Origin of the sequence: Paenibacillus sp. P32E, from assembly GCF_001909085.1 — a bacterium.
Classification (GTDB): Bacteria; Bacillota; Bacilli; order Paenibacillales; family Paenibacillaceae; genus Paenibacillus_AQ; species Paenibacillus_AQ helianthi.
Window position 1 is genome coordinate 57418 of record NZ_LVYY01000016.1, and the last position, 21234, is coordinate 78651.

Below are 21234 nucleotides of genomic sequence, written 5' to 3' on the forward strand. Positions count from 1 at the left end.
GACGCAGCACAATGCCCGTCCTGCCGTATTCTGCCCGCTTGATGTTCTAGGAACAGTACTAACCACAAAGGAGAATACATATGCCCAATCAAGAAGAATATAGTGAACATTTATATACAGAGGACACGCTCCTGCTTAAGGTGAAGCAGGATATTAAAGAGAGCGGCATGCCTGAGGTGTCCATCGCGCCGGGTTATGGACGAATGCTGACCATGCTGGTTGCGATGTCCCGCTCTACCCGTGTTTTGGAGATTGGGGCACTCGGCGGGTATAGCGGTATCTGCCTCTGCCGCGGACTCCAAAACGGGGGGCGGCTGACCTCGCTGGAACTGAAAGCCGAATATGCGGAGCTTGCCGGACGGCACCTGGAAGAGGCCGGATTCGGTGAAGCCGTAGAATACAAGCTCGGCCCTGCGCTGGACAGTCTGAAGCTGCTGGAAGCGGAGGGACGGACCTTTGATTTCTTCTTTATTGATGCCGATAAGGAGAACTATCCGAATTATCTGGAATATGCCATCAAGCTCGCATCACCGGGTGCGGTAATCGCCGGAGATAATATTTTTCTGCGCGGACGCACTTTGAATACAGAGAAGAACGGACCTGCCGTACAGGCTATGCGCCGCTTCAATGAGATGATTGCCAGTGATGAACGGCTGACAAGTACACTGCTCCCCGCCTACGATGGCCTGGCACTGGCGATTGTCAAATAGCATGCAGCCGCTGGACTTATCAGCGGAATAATCGCGGCGCTGTGTCTTTGTACAGCTTCAGCCGTACCCATACCGTATTGACCAGCAGGAAGCCGCCGGAGATGAGGAATAATCCTTCAATGCCGATATAGCCGGACAGAAAGCCGCCGATAACTGCTCCAAGCATGTTCCCAAGAGCCAGCATGCTGCTGTTGAAACCGAAGGCCCGGCTCTCCTTGCCGTCAGGCGTATAGGAGCGGATGAGAGCGTTGACGCTCGGCAGCAGGCCGCCCATGAAGACACCCATGAGAAAACGGACGACAACCAGCTGCCAGACGGTTGTCACAAAAGCCTGCGGAATGATAAACAATGCAGCGCCGATCAGGGCGTAGGTAAGAATCCGGTGAGCGCCAACCTTATCGCTCAGCTTGCCGAGTACAGGTGATGCCAGCATGTTGGACACGCCCGTAACCGCGCTGACGACTCCTGCCCAGAAGGCAATGTCCACGGCGGTGCCATGCAGCTTCTCTACATAGAGCGGAAGCAGGGTCATCGGGGCGATCATGGCAAACTGCAGGAGAAATGTTACACCGAACAATGCAGGAAGCTGCGGGACCTTTGCCAGCTCCTTGAAGCCTGCAAAGACAGAAATCTGCGGGACCTGAGCAGCTTCGGCCCGGTCGAACTTCTCTTTCACGAGAAATAATGCCAGCAGGGATGCGGCAAATAATAAGGCGCCCACGATATAAAAGATCGGGCGGTACCCGATCCAGTCGGCCAGAGCCCCGCCGATCAGCGGACCGAGAATGGTCCCGGCCACCGAGCCGGACTGCATCAGCCCCATGGCAAAGCCCATGCGGGCTTTCGGGGTATTGCCCGAAACAAGTGCGATGGAAGCCGGATTGAATCCGGAGATCGTTCCGTTGAGCAGACGGAGCAGCAGCAGTTGCATAGGTGTCTGGGCAAAGCCCATCAGCACTATAACTATCGCCATGCCAAAGCTGGAGCGCAACAGCATGATTTTGCGTCCGTATTTGTCGGCCAGCTTGCCCCACAGCGGCTGGAACAGGAATGAGGTCATAAAGTTAGCTGCAAAAATAAGTCCGGCCCACATCCCTAGCGCACCCCCATGAACTCCCAGGTCTTTAGCCAGATACAGGGACAGGAATGGGGTAATCATGGTCATACCGGCATTAACCAGAAATTGACCGAACCAAAGCACAATGAGGTTGACTTTCCAGGTCTCCCAATTCTTCAAAGTGCTTTCACTTCCTTTCAAGGGATTCAAAGATTCACGAGCTCTCAAAAAAAGACATTCAATCAGTATATCATAGTTTCAGGGATTGTTGATGCAACACTTGTCATAGTAATGTCATGGGATTGTCATTACCTCGCGGGTTCGGCGGTTGTTCCGAACTTTTAAAAAGAGCATAATAAAGGATAAGCGTTACCACATTCTATCAACTAATGGAGATCTTATCATGACCTACAATGACACTTTTATCCGCGCCTGCAGGAAGCAAGACACGGAGCACATTCCCGTATGGTACATGCGGCAAGCTGGCCGGTATGATCCCGAATACCGTAAAATTAAAGAAAATTACTCGCTGCTCGAAATTTGCGGGCAGCCGGAGCTGGCAGCGGAGGTCACTATGATGCCTGTACGCAAGCTGGGCGTGGATGCAGCCATATTGTACTCTGATATTATGAATCCGGTAGCTTCGCTGGGGATAAAGTTCGATATCGTGAAGAACATCGGCCCCGTTATTGAGAACCCGATCCGCAGTGCTGCCGATGTAGACCGCCTGAAGCCTATTGATGTGGAAGGAGACCTCAGCCACATCCTGAAGACCATTGCCATTCTGGACAAAGAGCTGGAAGTGCCGCTGATTACTTTCGCGGGAGCACCCTTCACCATTGCCAGCTATTTGATCGAAGGCAGGCCTTCAAAGAGCTACCACCGCACCAAGGAGCTAATGTACAGCCAGCCTAAGGTATGGTTCAAGCTGATGGATAAGCTTGGCGATATGGTGATCGCTTATTTGCGTGCCCATGTAGCCAGCGGAGGCAAAGCCGTTCAGCTATTCGACAGCTGGGTAGGTGCACTCGCACCACTTGATTTCGAGCACTACGTGCTGCCGACCATTTCCCGTATTTTTGCCGGGCTTTCGGATCTTGATGTGCCGAAGATTTATTTCCCTGGTGTCAGCTCAGGAGAGCTGCTGTCAAGCCTGAGGAATCTTCAGGCGGATGTAATCGGACTCGACTGGCGCGTCAGCATTACGGAAGGCAGACAGCGCACCGGCGGCGGGTTTGCGGTTCAAGGCAATTTGGACCCTTATCTGCTGACGGCTCCGATGGATCTGCTCAAGGAACGGGCCAAGGCGATTATAGATGAAGGCATGCTTGAGCCGGGTTACATTTTTAATTTGGGGCATGGATTATTTCCCGAGGCATCTTTGGACACGCTAAAGGAACTGACGGAATATATCCACGACTATTCCCGCGAGGTTCTGAAGAAAACCCCAACCCCTCGTCTTTCATTATAATCAGATCACCTGTTGCGCCTATTATCCGCAGAAAGGGATGGAATCCATGACTACCAAAATTGGTGTACTCGTTATGTCTTACGGCACTCCTGAAAGTCTGGAAGGGGTAGAAGCCTATTATACGCATATCCGACGGGGCAATGCGCCGTCTCCGGAGCAATTGAAGGAATTGAAGGACCGCTATGAAGCTATAGTCGGCGGGGTTTTTCCGCTGCGGGAGAACACGGACCGTCAAGTGGAAGCGCTGCAAGCCGCGCTGAACAGCGGTCATACCGGTGAAGAAGTAGAATATGTCTGCTATCAGGGGCTCAAGCATGCACACCCTTTTATTGAGGACGGTGTAGAAGCGATGGTCCGGGATGGAATTACCCATGCTGTGGGCATTGTGCTCGCGCCGCATTATTCCGTCATGAGTGTAGGCACCTATATCAAACGTGCCAAGGAAAAGGCGGAGGCAAGTGGAATCGAAATGGCATTCGTGGAGAGTTATCACCTTCATCCGGAGCTGATCGATGTTCTTAGCCGCAGAGTGTCGGCCAAGCTGGACCTGTTTGAGGAAGCAGGTGCGGTGCGTGAAGAGGTGCGAGTCTTGTTCAGCGCACATAGTCTGCCTGAGCGTATTCTGTCGATGGGAGATCCCTACCGTGATCAGCTGCTGGCCACCTCTGAAGCTGTCGCCAAGCTGGCGGGAGTCAGCTCCTGGCAGTTCACCTGGCAAAGCGCCGGCCGTACAGCCGAGCCATGGCTTGGACCGGACATACTGGTGACGCTGCATGAGCTTAGTGAGGCGCAGGTGAAATATGTGCTGGTTGCTCCGGTCGGATTTGTCTCCGACCATTTGGAGGTGCTGTATGACCTGGATATTGAAGCGCAGGCTTTGGCTTCTGAGCTGGATATGCGGCTGATGCGTATTGATTCGCTCAACAGTGACCCTGCGTATATGTCTGTGCTGAGTGATGTAGTGCGCACCAAGACCATAGGGCTGAAGGTGGGCCGATCATGACTGGCACTGCCCGTAAAGTAGTGATTATCGGCGGAGGCCTCAGCGGCCTCAGCGCCGCTTTTTATGTCCGCAAATATTACCGGGAAGCCGGGATACAGCCGGATATCGTTCTGGTCGAGAAGGAAGGGAGCCTTGGCGGTAAGATAGAAACGCTGCACCGCGAGGGTTTTGTGATTGAGAAGGGACCAGACTCTTTTCTGGCCCGCAAGACGGCTATGAGCGAGCTGGCGAAAGAATTGGGAATCGATCATGAGCTGGTAACCACGAACCCTAATGCCAAGAAGACGTACATACTGCAGCGTGGCAAGCTGCATCCCATGCCAGCCGGTCTTGTGTTGGGTATTCCCACAGAGCTCAAGCCGTTTCTGAAGAGCGGTCTCGTCACTTTTGGCGGCAAAATGAGGGCGATGATGGATTTCATCATTCCGCCGCGGCGCAGCTCTGAGGATGAATCGTTAGGTGATTTGATCGAACGGCGGCTGGGAACAGAAGTTCTGGAGAATATGACTGAGCCGCTGCTTGCCGGCATTTATGCCGGAGATATGCGCAAGATCAGCCTGCAGGCTACGTTTCCGCAATTCGGTGAAGTAGAGCGGCGGTACGGAAGCCTCATTCGCGGGATGACGACGGGACGGAAACCGGCTGAAACGCATACAGGCACCAAAAAAAGCGCTTTTCTCACCTTCCGTAAAGGTCTCCAGAGTCTCGTCCATGCCTTGATTCATGAACTGCATGATGTCGAGCAGCGGACGGGAACGGGAGTTACAGCCATAAAGGCCTTAAGCGGAACAGAGTCCTCAGTTTGGGCTTCACAGACTTCGGAAACAGTGTCAGCACCTCGTTATGAAGTAGTATTGGATAACGGGGAGCGGCTGACGGCGGATGATATCTACGTCACCGTGCAGAATTATGCTGCTGCGGAGCTGCTTCGTCCGCATGTGGATGTGTCAGCGCTGGACAATGTTAACTATGTATCGGTTGCGAATGTAGTCATGGCTTTTGCGAAGCAGGATATTGTGACTGAATATGACGGTTCCGGCTTTCTGGTTCCGCGTAAGGAAGGACGTAATATAACGGCCTGCACCTGGACCTCCACGAAATGGCTGCACACCAGCCCGGATGACCGCGTCCTTTTGCGATGCTATGTCGGCCGGTCTGGCGATGAGCAGAATGTAGACTTGCCGGATGAGGGACTGGCTGAGCTGGTGCGCAAGGACCTGCGGGAGATTATGGGTATTTCCGCCAAGCCGCTGTTTACGGAAATTACAAGGCTGAAACATTCCATGCCGCAATATCCTGTGGGACATCCAACCAGGATTGCCGGACTGCGCAGCGAGCTCGGACAGAAGCTGCCTGGAGTGTATGCTTTTGGCGCAGGCTATGACGGCATTGGCATGCCGGATTGCATCAAGCAGGCCAAGCTGACGGCGGAGAATGCTGCCGGAAGCCTCGAAAGTCAGCCGGAGCAGGCTGCTGTAATGAGTTAATCGTAACGGTGAAGTGCACCATAAGGCGCGCTTCACCGTTTTTACTTGTCCGCTTTGGGTGAGCCTCTCTATTTGGAGGATGGGGTTGGACTTATGCTATAATAGAAACAATTTTAGGGCAAAGGAGATTACTTGCACTCATGTATCCGCCGCGTTCACGTACCCGAAAAAATAACAAGCAAAGCAGTAAGCGCCGGCGCAGAATGGTTTGGGCATGGATTAACGCAAGCCTGCTTCTAATGATCGCTGCACTGCTGACTTATGCTTTTATGGGCGATCGAGATTCAAGCGACAATCCCCCGCCGGCTGCAGCAATATTTAGTTCTCCATCACCGGAGCAGGGAGAAGCAGTACCCGAGGCTACAGTATCCTCTCAGCCGACTCCGGAATCTTCACCAGAACTGGAGCCTTCATCTGAACCGGCTGTGCAGACAACTCCGGCACCTACGGACCCCGTTCCTTCGCTTGCTCCTGAAGTAAGCACGGTACCGGAAGGGACAGATAATCCCGATGGTAAGGGCTCCGATCAGAATTCCGGCAGCAGCCCAATTTCAGGCCTTCCAGAGAATGCCGGGAAGACCGTGAAGCTGAATTTTGCGGGAGATGTCATTTTCTCAGGCAAAGCGGGTGAGATCCTGCAGCAAAAAGGCTATGACTACTCTTACACCGCTCTGGATGGCATGTTCAAGAAGGATGATCTGACTGTTCTAAATCTGGAAACGCCAATCACCAGCGGAGGGGTTGGTGCCGCTAACAAGCAGTTTGTATTCAAGGGAGATCCCAAGGCATTGGATTCCTTGAAGGCTGCTGGTGTGGATGCGGTGAATCTGGCGAACAATCATACGCTTGACCAGGGTGAGGAAGGCTTGCTGGACACTATTGAACATTTGAGCAAACGCGGCATTCCGTATGTAGGGGGCGGAGTGGACGCAGCCGAGGCATACGGCGCCAAATATTTTGAGCGAAATGGCATTCGTATCGCTTTGCTTGGATTCACACGTGTAATGCCTGTGATGGAATGGAAGGCAGAGGCTGGCAAACCCGGAGTGGCTTCAGTGTATGACAGTGCTGAAGCGCTGAAGGCTATCGCTGCCGCCAGGACCCAAGCAGATCTGGTCATTGTAATGGTTCATTGGGGCAAAGAACGGATGGAACAATATGATTCCGTCCAGCAGGCACTCGGGCACAGCTTCATAGATGCGGGAGCGGATCTGGTCATGGGCGGGCATCCTCATGTGCTGCAGGGGATTGAGCCCTATAAGGGCAAATGGATCGCCTACAGCGCGGGCAACTTTATTTTCACCCGTTCCCAAACCCGGGCTACCTGGGATACCGCTGTGTTTCAGGCGGAGTGCAGCGCACAAGGGCAGTGTTCGATGAAGCTCAGACCGATGAATGCGGAGCTGGCACAGCCGGTGCCGATGAATGAAGTGGACGGCCAGTTGCTGCTGCACAAAGTGGAATCCCTGTCCTCCGGACTTGTAAGGATCGGCAATGATGGAAGCGTAGTTGAGGTTGCCAAGTAGGCGCAGGCATAGACCATACTTCTGCCGGAGGTGCTAACGATGAAAAATATGTGTGTAGCCCATCGCGGATTTTCCGGAAAAGCTCCGGAGAACACCCTTGCTGCCATAAGGATGGCCATTGCACTCCCTTTTGTACGATGGATGGAGATTGATGTTCAGCTTACCAGAGATGGTGTCCCCGTAGTCATTCATGACTTCTCGCTAGACCGCACCACCAACGGACACGGCAAAGTCAAAAATATGGATTATGAACATGTCCGGCGCCTGGATGCAGGGAGCTGGAAAGGCCGTGCATTTCGCGGAGAACGCGTTCCTTCACTGGAAGAGGTGCTGCAGCTTGCCTCCGGCAGGTTGCGATTGAACATTGAGCTGAAGACTAGCGGTGACATGTATCCCGGGCTGGAAAAAGCCGTGATTGATCTTGTCAACACTCACGGCATGCGTGATGAGGTAGTTCTGACCTCGTTCGATGCTGGCGCGCTGCAGCGGATCAAGGAACTGGACCCGCGTTTCCGCACAGGATTGATCTATGATGCCAGATCCGGCGACCCGGCGAGGAAGCTGAAGGAGCTGGACTGCTCCTTTCTGTCCATCAGCTTTGACCGGCTGAATCCGGGTCTGGCGAAGCTGCTTGCCGAGCGCGGGGTACGGGTGATGGCCTGGACGGTGAATAAGGCAAAAGAGATGCGCCGTCTGGCTGCGATGCATTCCGATATCATGATCTGTACGAATCGTCCCGACATTTGGGGTGATACCTTTCTGGAAATATAGCTTAAGCTTACAATTGACGGGAAAGAGAGCTGAAGAATGAATGTGCGCGGATGTTAACAATATCTACTGCGTTGGACGAAACTACAAGCAACATGCGGAGGAGCTGGGCAACAAGGTACCAGTGGAGCCATTGATCTTTCTGAAGCCTTCCCATGCGGCGGTTCCCCTCGACAAGGCTATGATTCAGCTTCCGAAGGATGCCGGACTGATTCATTACGAAGGTGAGATTGTTCTGCGGATTGCTCGGGACTATGTACCTGGCATGAGTGTGCAGGAGCTGGTAGATGTCATGGCCCTGGGGCTGGATTTCACCCTGCGCGATGTGCACAACGATCTGCAAAAGAAGGGTCTGCCCTGGACGCCCGCCAAAGGCTTCAAGAATGCTGCTCCGTTGACCCCCTATATTGCTTTTCCGGAAACGGATGAGCTGGAAGCGACGGATTACACCGTTCGTAAGAATGGTGTGGAGGTGCAGCGCGGGAACATTAAGAACATGATTTTCTCACTACAAAAAATTGTAGAGTTCATTGCAGCCCGTTACGGGCTGGGTAAAGATGATATAATTTTTACTGGTACCCCGGCAGGTGTGGGCCCTGTGGCTTCAGGCGATTCGTTCGAATTGTTCTGGGGCGATCGCTTAATGGGCACCTGCCTCATCGGTTAGCATATGCCAATGGGACTTGAAGTACTGCAATGGGTGATCGGCTTCTGCGGTGCCTTGCTGGTGGCTGGGTCGGCCTATTATAAGCAATCGCTCAGCTTTTCCGGGATGCTGGCCGCAGTTGCAATGGGGACGATCTACTTTGGGGCAGGGAATGCTTTTTGGTTTGGGATTTTGCTGTTGTTCTTCATCTCTTCCAGCCTGCTCTCGAAGCTTCACCATGAGAACAAGGCAGAACTGGAAGCCACCTATGACAAAACAGGACGCCGGGACGCCGGCCAGGTATTCGCCAACGGCGGGCTTGGCATGCTGCTGGTGCTCTTGAACGCCATATTTCCCCTGGAGCTCTGGGGATATCTGTTCATTGGCGTCATGGCGACCGTGACGTCGGACACTTGGGCGACGGAGATTGGCACCCTCGCCAAGAAGCCGCCCCGCTCTGTGCTGACGGGGCGTATTCTGCCGCCCGGCACCTCGGGTGGTGTCTCGCTGCCGGGCACCCTGGCTGCCGCTGCAGGCGGCGCCATGATCGGCGCTGCCTCGTGGCTGCTAAGGGCAGCCTCCGGCATGCCTGAGCACTCCGTCCTGCTGCTTACGCTGGCAGGACTTCTAGGGGGGCTCGTCGGCGCTTTCGCCGACTCGTTCCTGGGGGCAACAGTGCAGCGCATGAACCGCTGCACCGTATGCGGCCGCGAGGTGGAAGCCTCGCGGCATTGCGGTCAGCCCACGGTGTACGCCCGCGGCTGGCGCTGGATGGACAACGATGCAGTCAATGCCGTCAGCTCCATTCTGGGCGGTCTTGCCGCCTTGCTGGTCGGCGGGCTATGATGCGAGGCGGCAGATATTTGTGCTTTTCATATTAGTTATAAACCTATATTCGCAATATCGAAGGAGGTGAACCGGTGAGCAGCGCGTCCATTCACAAACATACAGCTATTCTGGATGCCGCTTATGAGCTCTTCGGTTCAGGAGGCTTCTACGAAACGAAGATGTCGGAAGTGGCAGAACGTGCAGGGATTGCTAAGGGCACGGTGTATTTATATTTCAAAAATAAAGAGGATTTGTTCATGGCGGTCACCCGGCGGGACTGTGAAGGTTTTCTTCAGCAACTGGAAGGCAAGCTGCGGGCCAGCGGCAGTCTGACCGGGAAGCTGTCTGTCATTGCAGAGCATCATTTATTTTACTATTACGAGCGCAAGCAGCACACGAAGCTTTTTTTTCGGGCGCCGAATAACAATCCTGAGCTGGTAGCCTACATGGCGCTTTTTATGGACGAGTATATGCAGGCTGTAGTGAAGGTGCTGCTGGAAGGCGGGGCGTCCGAGCCGGAGCTGATGGCGAAGTCGTACATCGGCATGCTGGACCGGCTGAAAATGGATATTCTGTTTGACCCCTCTTTCTCGGAAGAGGACGTGCACAAACGGACGAAGTTTGCAGCCAGCCTCTTCATCGGCGGTGCCGTCGCCAACATGAATGCTTCACTTGGAGATTTACCGGCAGGACAATAAGGAATACAGATCCGGTTTAAAATATAAGGCAAGCGAGGACAGAGCATGAATATTATGACCGTGGAACATCTTTCCAAGAGCTATGGGGAAAAAACACTGTTCCGGGATGCATCGTTTGGAATGGATGACAGGGATAAGATTGGCGTTATCGGTGTGAATGGTACAGGGAAATCTACTTTTTTGAAGATCATCGCGGGTCTGGATACGGCTGATGACGGACAAATTTCCATAGGAAATTCGGTGCGGGTGCAGTACCTGGCACAGAATCCTCCGTATGAGCCGGACAATACCGTGTTGCAGCAGGTTTTTGCCGGGGATGAGCCAGAGCTTGCTACCATGCGGGAGTATATGGAGACTTTGTCTCTTCTGGATAAAAGCCCGGGCGATTCTGTCCTGGAGAGCCGGCTGGTACAGATCGGACAGGCCATAGACGCCGCCGGGGCGTGGCAGCTGGAGAGTGAAGCCAAAACCGTGCTGACAAAGCTTGGCATCACGCAGTTTGATGCGCGCATGGAGACGCTGTCCGGTGGTCAACGCAAGCGGGTTGCTCTTGCAGCGGCCCTGATTACACCTTCTGAGCTGCTGATCCTGGATGAGCCTACGAACCATATCGATACAGACTCGGTAGCCTGGCTGGAGCAATATCTTCAGAAGCGGCGCGGCGCGCTGCTGATGGTAACCCATGACCGCTACTTCCTTGAGCGGGTAGCGAGTGTCATGCTGGAGCTGGATGGCGGACAGCTGTACCGTTATGAAGCGAATTATTCGCGCTTCCTGGAGCTGAAGGCTGAACGCGAGGAGCGTGAGGCATCCATGGAGCAGAAGCGCAAGAATCTGCTGCGCACCGAGCTGGCCTGGATCCGCCGGGGCGCCAAGGCCCGTTCGACCAAGCAGAAGGCCCGAATCGACCGTTACGAGAAACTGAAGGACAGCCAAGGCGCGGCTTCAACGGGCGCACTGGACATTTCCGTGGCTTCGACCCGTCTGGGCCGCAAAATCATCGAGATGAAGGATCTTACCAAATCAATGGATGGACGGACACTGATTAAGGATCTGACCTATATCGCGGTGCCACAGGACCGGGTGGGCATTGTGGGTCCGAACGGCAGCGGCAAATCAACCCTGCTCAATCTGATTGCTGGCAAGCTTCAGCCGGACAGCGGAGAGGTGCAGCTGGGGGCAACCGTCAAGCTGGGTTACTTCACCCAGGAGCATCAGGATATGGATGACACTATGCGGGCCATAGAGTATGTAAAAGAAGAAGCGGAGATCATCCGCACAGCGGACGGGAGTGTAATTACAGCCGGACAGATGCTGGAACGGTTCCTGTTCCCGCCGGCTATGCAGTGGACGCCCATTGCTAAGCTCTCCGGAGGAGAGAAGAGACGCCTCTATCTGCTGCGTGTCTTGATGGGAGCGCCCAATGTACTGCTGCTGGACGAGCCGACCAACGATCTGGACATCGGGACACTTGCCGTGCTGGAGGATTATTTGGATGAATTCCCGGGCGTAGTGTTTACCGTATCCCATGACCGGTTTTTTCTGGACCGTACGGTGGATAAGCTGATTGCTTTTGAACAGGGAAGCATTCGTCTGCATGTAGGAGACTACAGTGAATACGAGGAATGGATGGCGAAGAATGTCCCGGCTGGTGGAGCAGAAGAGAGTGCAGGCAAGCGCGGCTCCGCACCAGAACAAGGACAGGCAACACCAACTGCATCTCCTTCCAGAGAAAAGCTGAAATTCACCTTCAAGGAACAGCGTGAATATGAGGGGATTGACGGGGCCATTGAGCAGGCAGAGCAGCTTCTGACGGACATCAGCGTACAGATGGAAGCAGCCTTTGCAGATTCTGGTAAGCTTCAGGAGCTGGTGGAGAAGCAGCGGCAGGCAGAAGCTGAGCTGGAGAGCCTGATGGAGCGCTGGACGTATCTGAATGAGCTGGCAGAGAGAATTGCCGGTAAAGCTTAGGACTCGGGTATCCGTTAATCTGTGGATACCAAGCGACATTTTCACGTCATCCCAGAGATGGCTACCCTGCTTTTATGCTTGATGACTCACCAATTTGTGACACTAGCACAGCAATCAGAGCTCCTGCCCTGGTTGCTGTGTTTTCGTATAGCGTGCGGCTTTACCGCGCAAAGAGGAGGCAGAAGAGATTGACTTATTCGATTGAAACCGCGGTGGCCCTTCGCACCGCCGGCAAGGCTGAAGAGGCAAGAGAACTGCTCCTTGCCCTGCTGTGCGGGGATGAAGAGAATGCTGAGCTGCATTATCAGCTGGCCTGGACGCATGATGTGCTGGGCCTCGAACGGGAGGCCATCCCTTACTACGAGCGCAGTCTGTCACTGGGCCTGCCCACCGAGCAGCGCATGGGTGCACTTCTGGGACTTGGCAGCACCTATCGAACACTGGGAGAATATACCCTGTCCAAGGAAGTGCTTGAACAGGGCTGCACGAGTTTCCGCAGCAGAAGGAATTTGCGGTTTTTCTGGCCATGACGCTGCACAATCTGGGCGGTCACAGCGAAGCGATGAAGCTGCTGCTTACATTGCTTGCGGAGACTTCTGTCAACGAAGGAATCAGCAGCTACCGCCATGCTATCCTGTACTATTCGGACAAAATAGATCAAGTTTGGGAATAAGCATTCAGAAATCCAAGCAGGCAGGTTTCCGTGATTTGGAAACCTGCCTGCTAACTATAAAAAAGCGGGCGCCAGCACCAGCCGGTAGACACCTGGCTGTGTAAAAACGTCCGCCTATACGAGCCAACAGAAGACTTCCTGTTGGCTATTGATGATGTTAATCCGTCATTTCAGCCAGTGGGTCCTGCCCGGCAGGCTAGCTGCCGCCTGCCACGGCAATCATCTGTACGACCGGGCGCGAGTCGCCGGTCAGCACAGCCTCTTCAGCGTTCATCTGTGAGGAACCATCGCCGTCGAGGAAGATCCCTTCCCGCTCTTCGCCGGGGACGGTCTCCAGAATGGCTGTACGGAATGCCTCTGCCGTACAGCGCGATGGCGTGACGATCAGCCATAGCTTCCCGTCCCCATCGTAGACCAGTCCCGAGCGCATCCGCTGCTCGTCAGCATAGGGCAGATGCTCTGTGGCTGCCGTGGCCTGCCACAGCTCTTCATGCTGCAGGTTCATGCTGATCCCGCCCTGCGCCCAGTAATGCCCACGGTCCGTGACGGACAGGTCATCTCCCGAGGAGACGACCTGAACCGACATCGTCCCGCTCGCCCCGTCCCATACCAGCGTTCCACGCGGATATTTGGCGTTGAACCAGCCCGAGCCATACGCCCCTTGAACGCCGTTCACCGGGCGGTCATTCAGGATCGCCACCGACAGCAGGTCGCTGCCGTAGAAGAAGCCGCCGTTAATCCCGTAGGCGGCAATCGGGCGCAGCGGCGTACCTGCGCTGCGCAGCACGATGTCAGCAGGTTCCACTGACATCATATGCAGCTGCACCTTGCTGGAGCTGTTCGCCTGCAGGTAGCTGTATGTGTGAGGGAGGCCATGAAAGGCCTCCCTCGGTTGCGGCTTCGTCAGCATCACGATAGCCGCCACAGCAGCAACAGCCGCCGTCAGGAGAACGGCGGCTGTGAGCCATGGCCTGCGCTGTGAAGCCCGCCGCAGGCCGGCAAGTGCGGCCTCAGTTCGCGCCCACATATGCGGCTAGCAGCTTGGCCGTGTTCAGCACAGCCTGCTTGTGGGTGCGCTCCATGGAGTGGGAGGCATGTACGCCCGGGCCGATCAGCGCAGCCCGGATATTGTTCCCGCCACGCAGGGCGGCGGAAGCATCGGAGCCGTACTGTGGGTAGATATCGACTGCGAACGGAATCGCCAGACCATTCGCCAGTTCGATCAGCCGGCCGGTCATGGCATAATCATACGGTCCGGAGGAATCCTTGGCGCAGATGGAGACATCGGTCTCCTTACAGCTTAGATCATCACCCATGGCACCCATATCGACCGCGATCATCTCGCTGATCTCTCCAGGAATCCAGGCAGCACCGTGACCCACCTCTTCGTAATTGGAGATCAGTAGAGAGAGGTTATGCAGCGGTTTCCAGCCTTCGCGTTTGATGCTCTCCAGCAGCCCGAGCAGAGCGGCTACACTGGCTTTGTCATCCAGATGGCGTGATTTGATATAGCCGCTGGGTGTGATAACCGCCCGCGCATCGAAGGAGATGAAGTCACCAACGGCAATGCCGAGCTTCAGGACATCGTCTTTGGTGGAGACCAGCTCGTCGATCCGGATCTCCATATTTTCCTCTGAGCGCTTGAAGTCACGTGCATCCGCGTAGACATGGACTGAAGGATGGCTGCTCAGAATTGTGCCGGTATAGGTTAATCCGGTGCGGGTGTGAATGACGCAATATTCATTTTCGATGCTGTTCATGGTAAAGCCGCCGACAGAAGTTAGACGCAGCGTGCCGTTCGGTTTGATTGAGCGCACCATGGCTCCAAGCGTGTCCACATGGGCACTGATGCCGATGGTGCGTGCAGGATCAAGTCCGGGAACGGTCAGAATGACTCCGCCTTTTTCGTTCCAGCTCAAAGGTACACCCAATGCTGCCGTTTCCTCAGCCACAAGGTTCATGGCCGCAGTCGTGAAGCCGCTGGGGCTGGGAGTATCGAGCAATTTTTTGAGAATGGTTAGAATGTACTCTTCATTAGGTTGTATGGTAAGCAAGGTAAATGTCCTCCTGTTCTTTATAAGCGATGTAATCAGCACATGCTAATTTGGGTTATGGTCATTTATATAACTTTTCTATTAAACTGTGGATCTACATTCTATATAGATTGAACTTGGAAAGTTGATGAAGGGGACTTCAGCCTTAGCCGGAAAAAGGTTCACTAATCCAACCCATTCAGCTTAAGAAGTATCCTATGTGGGAAAAAGTATCGCTAATTCAGCTGAAAGCGGCCGGATGGGATGATGATGCATGAAGCCAGGGCTTCAACCAATTTAGTTATACTTATTCCAAATAGCTTCTGTTCCTTAAGAGACTCATTGCGTTCTTCAAACTTGTGTGTCCTCAGTTCAACACATATATTAGATTCTCTTACGGGCTATCTCTTATAGCTGGGACGTGCTGTTAGAGGACAAGCTGTCCTGATTTACTGGCACCGCATCCAGGGAATTCCCTGCATCACGGAGCTTGTTTAGTTCTGCCGTAAGGCCTTTGATCTGCTTCTGCAGCTTGTATTGGCGAAAAATGCCGTAAGAGCCGACAATCACCCCGCCGATCAGCGCACAACCAAGGATGACCAGGATCAGTGGAATGTTGACAACATCAAAATAGAAATTAACCTGAACCGGGTCCACATTAATGACTGCGAACACGGCGGTGAGCAAGGCGAAAATCAGGCCTAAGATAAGTGACCATTGTAACCTCATGTAACTTCCTCCTCTATACATAAATGACAAGATAAATCCCCTGCCCGCAGAGGGCAAGGGATTACAGTAATACTAAGCTTTATGCCTTATTTGGTCAACTGTTCCATTTGTTCGATCACGCTTTCGAAGACACTCATCGCTTCGCGGATCGGTGCAGGTGAAGACATGTCAACGCCTGCCTTGGAGAGAATGTTGATCGAATAATCGCTGCCGCCGCTCTTCAGGAAGCCGAGATATTTATCTACCGCCGGTTTGCCTTCTTCCAGAATCTGCTTGGCGAAGCTGGTAGCCGCGGAGAAGCCGGTAGCATATTTGTAGACATAGAAGCTGTTGTAGAAATGAGGAATCCGTGCCCATTCCATTTCGATTTCCTTATCTACCACCATATCCTTGCCGTAGTACTTGACGTTAAGGTTATAGTAGATTTCTGACAGATCCTGAGGTGTCAGGGATTCGCCTTCTTCAGCACGCTGGTGGATGATTTTCTCGAATTCAGCGAACATGGTTTGCCGGAACACCGTAGTGCGGAACTGGTCGGCATAATAAGTAAGCAGGTACATTTTTTCCTTCGGATCGGTTGACTTCTTCAGCAGATAATCCATCAGGAGTGCTTCGTTGGTAGTGGAAGCTACTTCTGCGAGGAAAATTGTATACTGTGCATCCCGGTATTTCAGCGTGTTGTCCGAATAGTAGGAATGCAGGGCGTGGCCCATTTCATGAGCCAGTGTGAACATGCTGTTCAGGTTGTCGTTATGGTTCAGCAGCACATAAGGATGGGTACCGTAGGCTCCCCAGCTGTAAGCGCCAGTGCGTTTATTCTCATTTTCGTAGACATCAATCCAGCCCTTGTCATAACCTTCCTGCAGCACACCCAGATAGTCCTCGCCGAGTGGTTTCAGGCCTTCTTTGGTAATCTTCTTGGCTTCTTCAAAAGTGATATCCAGCTTGTATTCGTCCACGAGCGGTGCGAACAGGTCATACATATGTAGCTCGTCAACACCCATCAGCTTCTGGCGCAGCTTCATGTAACGGTGCATCAGCGGCAGGCTCTCATGAATGGTATCGATCAGGTTCGTGTAGACCTCTTTGGGGATGTTGTCACCATAGAGCGACATTTCCAGAACAGAGGGATATTTACGGACACGCGAGTAAAAGACATTTTTGTTGACGTTTGCGCTTAGCGTGGCAGCAATTGTATTTTTTTTCTTACCGTATGTCTCATACACCGCTTTGAAAGCATTTTTGCGGACCTCACGGTCGGGACTCTCGAGGAACTGAATGTAGCTGCCATGCGTCAACTCTACTTCCTTGCCTTCCTCATTCTTGATCTTCGGGAACTTAAGGTCCGCATTGTTCAGCATACTGAACACGGTTTGCGGCGCTTGGGCAAGCGTACCCACCTGGGCCAGGAGAGCTTCCTCCGCTTTGGACAGAACATGCGCTTTCTCGCGCTTCATTTCCGTCAAGGTGAAGGTGTAGTCCGACAGGGAAGGGTCGGCAATGAACTGGTCGAGCTTCTCATTTGGCAGGGCAAGGATTTCCGGTGTGACAAAAGAAAGAGCTTCCCCGGCTTCCACTCCAAGCTTCTTCGCTTTTTGGGAGAGGGCCTGATAGGTTGGGGCAGCCGTATCCTCGTCCTGGCGCATGTGCGCGTAGACATAGAGGCGTTCGGTCAGCAGGGACAGCTTATCGTCGAGCTCAAAGCATTTTTTGAGTGCTTCGGGAGAGTCAAGCTTGCCCTGGAAATCGGCCGCGCCATTAATAAGCTCCTTGACTTCCTTATATTCTGCATCCCATTGCTCCTGTGAGGCGAACATATCCTCAAGCTTCCAGCGGTTTTCGGCGGGCACTTCACTTCTCTTCAATAATTGTTCCATAGAAATCCTCCTCGGATGATGGGATGTAATAGGCATATTCTTCTGCGGTGCCGCATAAGCAGCGGGATCGCCCGGCAGCAGGCTTAAGGCAAGCAGAAGCGGGAGGGACTTGACAGCAAAGGACATAACGGAAGCCTCCTTAACACTTTAAGGTTGACTTAGTATGCCCTCCCAAATCCTGATTATGAATGATCCAGCCTCAGAAGCTATGCCACCAAGCTATAAATAATGAAGATAAAAGCCATGGCAATGAGAATGACCGCAGTCAGGGCCATGCCGCGCTTGAGGCGCGGCGGCACTTTTTCCTTGCCCATGATCAGTACTGCTCCAAGACAGAGAACAACAATAATGAAAATAACTAAATTCTCGTTATCCATTCCCGGCTAGACCTGTTTGAAGGCAGCAATGATATTTTTGTACTCTTCTTCATTATCTTTATACGATTCTTTGTTGAAACGGTTGTTGACCCATTGCATCATAGCTGGACGGCTCATAAAGGTATGCGTTTCTTCTCCCCATTGATCAGAAATTTCGCGGAGAACAATATAGCGCCCCTGAACTTCTACCGTCATCATATTCCATTTGTCTGTTTTGTATATTTCATGTTTTTTGATCATTATCAATACCACCCTGGCGATTTTTGGCTTTTGGCTCAATGATAACGCACGGGGGAAGTGAAAAGCAAATATTATCACTGGAGAAGGGAAATGATGGATTGATTTGGAGGTATAGTTGGGGTATAATGTAAGCATTCGTCATATATGGCGGTATTTTTAGGAGGTTGTTCATTTGAAAGGTACAGTAAAATGGTTTAACGCAGAAAAAGGCTATGGTTTTCTTCAAGTAGAAGGCGGCGAAGATGTATTCGTTCACTTCTCAGCAATTCAAGGCGACGGATTCAAGACTTTGGATGAAGGCCAAGCGGTAGAATTCGATATTACTGACGGTAACCGTGGTCCTCAAGCAGCTAACGTAGTTAAACTATAATAAACGGCTGGACAGTTTGTCTGTCAGTCACAACATATATTTTTGGAATGGCAACACTTGCAAGAGTGATAACCAGCAACTTCAAAGCACACAGTTCTTTCGGGAACTGTGTTTTTTTATTTTACTTGTTAGAGCAACGAAGGGCCGCCGGTAGCAAGAAGTGCAGCCCCTTGATAGAATTAATTGCCTTTGCGGCGGGAATAACGGGCGATACTGAAGCCAGTGTCCACCAGGTGCTTGGATAAAAAACCGACGAAGGCGAGCAGCGAGAAGCTCATCGCCACCACATAGAATACCGTCCGTCCAGCATCCTCATAGAGGAACCCGCCAAATGTTCCGCTGAGCAGACCTGCCGCACTCGACCATACAACTGTGAAGATAGCCATGCCGGTTGCACGGAGATGATCGGGGATAATGCGCGTAATGTACCGGACGGCTGTCACGTAGTATATGCCAAATGAAATGCTGTGCATGGCCTGTATAGCAATCACAGTACCGGGTTCATTCGCCAAGGACATGAACAGGAACCGTGCAGCAAACATCAGACTGGCAAAAGCGAGCAGCGGCAGCTCTTTGAATTTGTCACCGTATTTGCTCAGGACGAAAAAAACGGGAATTTCACTCAAGGCTGAAGCCAGCAGCGACCAGCCGATAATTTCATCTCCGGCATTCATGGCTTTGAGGCTGAGTGTTAAGAAGGCTTCATTCATCCGGTATCCGATCGCAAGCACGAAGACACTGCCGAAGAACCATAGGACTTCCTTTTGCAGCAAAATCTGTTTCAGTCCTCCACGCTTAAGCGGCTCCTCTTCGGAACCGGCGATCATGGCCTTGTTGTTTTCTTCGGTCCGTTTGACATCCTTCAGTCCAAAGGTAATGAGTAGCGCAATCACTACGATTACTATGCAGACCGCTATGCTGGACGATGAGCCCAGAGCTCTCAGCACATATCCGATGGTCAGTGCGAAGAAGGAGTAGCCAAGTGATCCGAATACCCGGATCGTAATGAAGTTGCGCCCGTGGCGCTGGGCAATTTTGATCGCCATCGTATCCGCAAGCGGGAATAACGGGTAATAGAAGAAATAGAAAAGGGACAAAATAAACATCACGGCCCCAAAATCCGTAGTTCTTGCCAGCAGCAGTGCGGTAACCAGTTGGCCGGCCAGAAGAATGGCCAAGATTTTTTTGATGGTGCCCAGCCTGTCACTCATCATGCTCCAGAACAGGTTGGACAGAATGGAGATCAGCGGTCCTATAGAATACAGGATTCCGATCTGGGGACTGCTGAAACCAAGGTGAGTATAAAATAATGGGAAATAAGATACTACCAGCACACTTGTGCCGTAGAGTGTGAACATAAAGGATCGCAGCCAGTTTTGATCGCTGTACTGGCCTCCGGTCCGTCCTGATAACATGAAATTGCACTCCTCCGAATATGAGATACGGCTTCGTAATCCATACTTTAGTGTTGAACGCGTTCTAGTATAGCACAATGCAAACGCCGGATGTCCGCAGAAATCAGGAGATTTCTGAATCTTTCAGCGTTTTGCGAAAGTGATTTTGTTGTTTGTACAAATACGCTCTGCATATTATAATAATGATGATTTGGATAAGGAGACAACAATGTGGAGGCACTGTCATTGAATGAATTTGAGCAAGGCCGTTACCTTAGCCCACGCGGCCCAATCGGGCTGATGAGCAGGGTCTACAAGTACGTGCTGCCGGAAGTGCGGGAATGTCTCCATTTCTGGCGCCAGGATGCGGAAGGGATTCCCGACCCCGAGCTACGGAAGCAAGCGCTTGCCAGCATTGAGACCAAAGAGTTTCACTGCCAGGGTGGCGGAATATATGCCGCCGGCAATTTGTCGATGAGACATATACTGATTCCGCTTATTGTTGCTTATCAAACGATCAGTGATTATTTGGACAACCTGTGTGACCGCAGCACATCTCTTGATCCTGCCGATTTCAGGCTGCTGCATCAATCCATGCTGGATGCCATTAACCCTAAGGCTGAGCTTGGTAATTACTATGCGCTTCGCACTGAACAGAATGACGGAGGATATCTGCACAGACTTGTCCGCAAATGCCAGGAGATGACTGCACTCTTGCCCGGCTATGCTGCCGCGGCTGAAGAAGTGCATGGTTTGGCTGTGCTGTATACGGATTTGCAGGTCTATAAGCACATCCGCCCCGATCTCAGGGAGGCTGCCCTGAAGGAATGGTGGGAGGTGGAAGGCAAGCGGGCCCCGCATTTGCAGTGGAATGAGTTTGCGGCGGCAACAGGCTCAACCCTCGGCGTATTTATGCTGTTTTTGGCTTCATGCGACCCCAAGCTGAGCACATCGGCAGCGGCCTCCATTCGGGCGGCATACTTTCCGCATTTATGCGGTTTGCACATTATGCTGGATTACCTGATCGATCAGGATGAGGACCGGGCTGGCGGGGATCTCAATTTCTGCAATTATTATGACAATAGTGATACCATGCTGAATCGGATCGCTTCCATTGTGGAGTGGGCCCGCAGGGATGTCCGGAATCTACCCGAGACCTCAATGCATCGCATGGTCATCGAGGGCTTGCTGGCACTTTATTTATCCGATCCGAAAGTCAGCGAACAGCGGGAGGTTCGCTCAGTATCCAGACGTCTGATGAGAAGAAGTCCTCTGACAAGATTATTCTTCTTCGTGAACAGCCGCTGGATACGCAGGCATATGTATTAGAGGCTGCGGGGCGTTATTCTGATCAAGAACGGGCTCCGCACAATTTT

At 52.6% G+C, this 21234-nt stretch carries 20 protein-coding genes and 1 pseudogene; 13 read left to right on the forward strand and 8 right to left on the reverse strand.

The annotated features are described in order from the left end of the window. The first annotated feature begins 80 nt into the window (after window positions 1–80). Window positions 81–710: an O-methyltransferase gene (locus A3848_RS16855; RefSeq protein ID WP_074086078.1), complete on the forward strand. Its 630-nt coding sequence runs from the start codon at window positions 81–83 to the stop codon at window positions 708–710. Window positions 711–729: 19 nt separating this feature from the next. Here the strand turns inward: A3848_RS16855 and A3848_RS16860 are convergent, their stop codons facing one another. Next, complete coding sequence (locus A3848_RS16860) at window positions 730–1947, reverse strand: MFS transporter (RefSeq protein WP_074086079.1); 1218 nt, start codon at window positions 1945–1947, stop codon at window positions 730–732. Between the two features lie 223 nt (window positions 1948–2170). On the opposite strand from A3848_RS16860, the gene hemE reads away from it, so the two are divergent. The 10 genes and pseudogenes from hemE to A3848_RS16910 all read left to right on the forward strand — a co-directional run bounded on the left by hemE (window position 2171) and on the right by A3848_RS16910 (window position 12838). Continuing rightward, window positions 2171–3238 (forward strand): uroporphyrinogen decarboxylase, encoded by a 1068-nt coding sequence (gene hemE / locus A3848_RS16865; protein ID WP_074086080.1) that lies wholly within the window; start codon window positions 2171–2173, stop codon window positions 3236–3238. A 46-nt stretch (window positions 3239–3284) separates the two neighbouring features. Next, entirely contained in the window at window positions 3285–4241 is a 957-nt protein-coding gene (gene hemH / locus A3848_RS16870) for a ferrochelatase (protein ID WP_074086081.1), read from the forward strand. Further along, the gene (gene hemG / locus A3848_RS16875) at window positions 4238–5728 is read left to right on the forward strand and encodes a protoporphyrinogen oxidase (RefSeq protein ID WP_074086082.1); all 1491 of its coding nucleotides are present in this window, start codon (window positions 4238–4240) and stop codon (window positions 5726–5728) included. Before hemH ends, hemG begins: the two co-directional genes overlap by 4 nt. 203 nt (window positions 5729–5931) lie before the next feature. Further along, window positions 5932–7254: a CapA family protein gene (locus tag A3848_RS16880; RefSeq protein WP_256702429.1), complete on the forward strand. Its 1323-nt coding sequence runs from the start codon at window positions 5932–5934 to the stop codon at window positions 7252–7254. 39 nt (window positions 7255–7293) lie between these two features. Continuing rightward, window positions 7294–8025, forward strand: coding sequence for a glycerophosphodiester phosphodiesterase (locus A3848_RS16885; RefSeq protein WP_074086084.1), 732 nt, complete (start codon window positions 7294–7296; stop codon window positions 8023–8025). Window positions 8026–8065: 40 nt separating this feature from the next. After that, window positions 8066–8689 (forward strand): fumarylacetoacetate hydrolase family protein, encoded by a 624-nt coding sequence (locus tag A3848_RS16890; RefSeq protein WP_074086085.1) that lies wholly within the window; start codon window positions 8066–8068, stop codon window positions 8687–8689. Window positions 8690–8713: 24 nt separating this feature from the next. Continuing rightward, window positions 8714–9514: a DUF92 domain-containing protein gene (locus A3848_RS16895; protein WP_074086140.1), complete on the forward strand. Its 801-nt coding sequence runs from the start codon at window positions 8714–8716 to the stop codon at window positions 9512–9514. A 74-nt stretch (window positions 9515–9588) separates the two neighbouring features. Further along, window positions 9589–10194, forward strand: coding sequence for a TetR/AcrR family transcriptional regulator (locus tag A3848_RS16900; protein WP_074086086.1), 606 nt, complete (start codon window positions 9589–9591; stop codon window positions 10192–10194). A gap of 45 nt (window positions 10195–10239) precedes the next feature. Next, a complete protein-coding gene (locus A3848_RS16905; protein WP_074086087.1) occupies window positions 10240–12165 on the forward strand; it encodes an ABC-F family ATP-binding cassette domain-containing protein in 1926 nt (641 codons plus the stop codon). Between the two features lie 188 nt (window positions 12166–12353). Continuing rightward, window positions 12354–12838: pseudogene (locus A3848_RS16910) on the forward strand (tetratricopeptide repeat protein). A gap of 196 nt (window positions 12839–13034) precedes the next feature. On the opposite strand, the gene A3848_RS16915 reads toward A3848_RS16910, so the two are convergent. From A3848_RS16915 to A3848_RS16935, 6 genes are all read right to left on the reverse strand, one after another. After that, window positions 13035–13865, reverse strand: coding sequence for a hypothetical protein (locus tag A3848_RS16915; protein ID WP_074086088.1), 831 nt, complete (start codon window positions 13863–13865; stop codon window positions 13035–13037). Beyond that, window positions 13849–14892 (reverse strand): M42 family metallopeptidase, encoded by a 1044-nt coding sequence (locus tag A3848_RS16920; RefSeq protein ID WP_074086089.1) that lies wholly within the window; start codon window positions 14890–14892, stop codon window positions 13849–13851. The genes A3848_RS16915 and A3848_RS16920 overlap by 17 nt, the downstream gene beginning before the upstream one ends. Before the next feature lie 387 nt (window positions 14893–15279). Then, window positions 15280–15600: a LapA family protein gene (locus A3848_RS16925; RefSeq protein WP_074086090.1), complete on the reverse strand. Its 321-nt coding sequence runs from the start codon at window positions 15598–15600 to the stop codon at window positions 15280–15282. Window positions 15601–15686: 86 nt separating this feature from the next. After that, window positions 15687–17477 carry an oligoendopeptidase F gene (gene pepF / locus A3848_RS16930; RefSeq protein ID WP_074086141.1) on the reverse strand — a complete coding sequence of 597 codons (1791 nt, stop codon included), beginning with the start codon at window positions 17475–17477 and terminating at the stop codon, window positions 15687–15689. A 206-nt stretch (window positions 17478–17683) separates the two neighbouring features. Then, on the reverse strand, window positions 17684–17854 hold the full coding sequence (locus A3848_RS32375; protein WP_167374752.1) for a hypothetical protein: 171 nt from the start codon (window positions 17852–17854) through the stop codon (window positions 17684–17686). Window positions 17855–17860: 6 nt separating this feature from the next. Next, window positions 17861–18094: a hypothetical protein gene (locus A3848_RS16935; protein WP_074086091.1), complete on the reverse strand. Its 234-nt coding sequence runs from the start codon at window positions 18092–18094 to the stop codon at window positions 17861–17863. 172 nt (window positions 18095–18266) lie between these two features. Between A3848_RS16935 and A3848_RS16940 the strand changes: the two genes are divergently transcribed. Next, window positions 18267–18464: a cold shock domain-containing protein gene (locus A3848_RS16940; RefSeq protein WP_019911834.1), complete on the forward strand. Its 198-nt coding sequence runs from the start codon at window positions 18267–18269 to the stop codon at window positions 18462–18464. 179 nt (window positions 18465–18643) lie between these two features. Here the strand turns inward: A3848_RS16940 and A3848_RS16945 are convergent, their stop codons facing one another. Then, on the reverse strand, window positions 18644–19879 hold the full coding sequence (locus A3848_RS16945) for an MFS transporter (RefSeq protein WP_074086092.1): 1236 nt from the start codon (window positions 19877–19879) through the stop codon (window positions 18644–18646). 225 nt (window positions 19880–20104) lie between these two features. Between A3848_RS16945 and A3848_RS16950 the strand changes: the two genes are divergently transcribed. Further along, entirely contained in the window at window positions 20105–21187 is a 1083-nt protein-coding gene (locus tag A3848_RS16950; RefSeq protein ID WP_074086142.1) for a tetraprenyl-beta-curcumene synthase family protein, read from the forward strand. Window positions 21188–21234: the final 47 nt, after the last annotated feature.

What these genes read in the sequence shown, in the direction of transcription:
- A3848_RS16905 (WP_074086087.1), top strand. Translation starts at nt 10,240, where the DNA reads ATGAATATTATGACCGTGGAACATCTTTCCAAGAGCTATGGGGAAAAA.
- A3848_RS16855 (WP_074086078.1), top strand. Translation starts at nt 81, where the DNA reads ATGCCCAATCAAGAAGAATATAGTGAACATTTATATACAGAGGACACG.
- A3848_RS16935 (WP_074086091.1), bottom strand. Translation starts at nt 18,094, where the DNA reads ATGATCAAAAAACATGAAATATACAAAACAGACAAATGGAATATGATG.
- A3848_RS16945 (WP_074086092.1), bottom strand. Translation starts at nt 19,879, where the DNA reads ATGTTATCAGGACGGACCGGAGGCCAGTACAGCGATCAAAACTGGCTG.
- pepF (WP_074086141.1), bottom strand. Translation starts at nt 17,477, where the DNA reads ATGGAACAATTATTGAAGAGAAGTGAAGTGCCCGCCGAAAACCGCTGG.
- A3848_RS16880 (WP_256702429.1), top strand. Translation starts at nt 5,932, where the DNA reads ATGGTTTGGGCATGGATTAACGCAAGCCTGCTTCTAATGATCGCTGCA.
- hemH (WP_074086081.1), top strand. Translation starts at nt 3,285, where the DNA reads ATGACTACCAAAATTGGTGTACTCGTTATGTCTTACGGCACTCCTGAA.
- A3848_RS16925 (WP_074086090.1), bottom strand. Translation starts at nt 15,600, where the DNA reads ATGAGGTTACAATGGTCACTTATCTTAGGCCTGATTTTCGCCTTGCTC.
- hemE (WP_074086080.1), top strand. Translation starts at nt 2,171, where the DNA reads ATGACCTACAATGACACTTTTATCCGCGCCTGCAGGAAGCAAGACACG.
- A3848_RS16915 (WP_074086088.1), bottom strand. Translation starts at nt 13,865, where the DNA reads ATGTGGGCGCGAACTGAGGCCGCACTTGCCGGCCTGCGGCGGGCTTCA.
- hemG (WP_074086082.1), top strand. Translation starts at nt 4,238, where the DNA reads ATGACTGGCACTGCCCGTAAAGTAGTGATTATCGGCGGAGGCCTCAGC.
- A3848_RS16890 (WP_074086085.1), top strand. Translation starts at nt 8,066, where the DNA reads ATGTGCGCGGATGTTAACAATATCTACTGCGTTGGACGAAACTACAAG.
- A3848_RS32375 (WP_167374752.1), bottom strand. Translation starts at nt 17,854, where the DNA reads ATGGATAACGAGAATTTAGTTATTTTCATTATTGTTGTTCTCTGTCTT.
- A3848_RS16885 (WP_074086084.1), top strand. Translation starts at nt 7,294, where the DNA reads ATGAAAAATATGTGTGTAGCCCATCGCGGATTTTCCGGAAAAGCTCCG.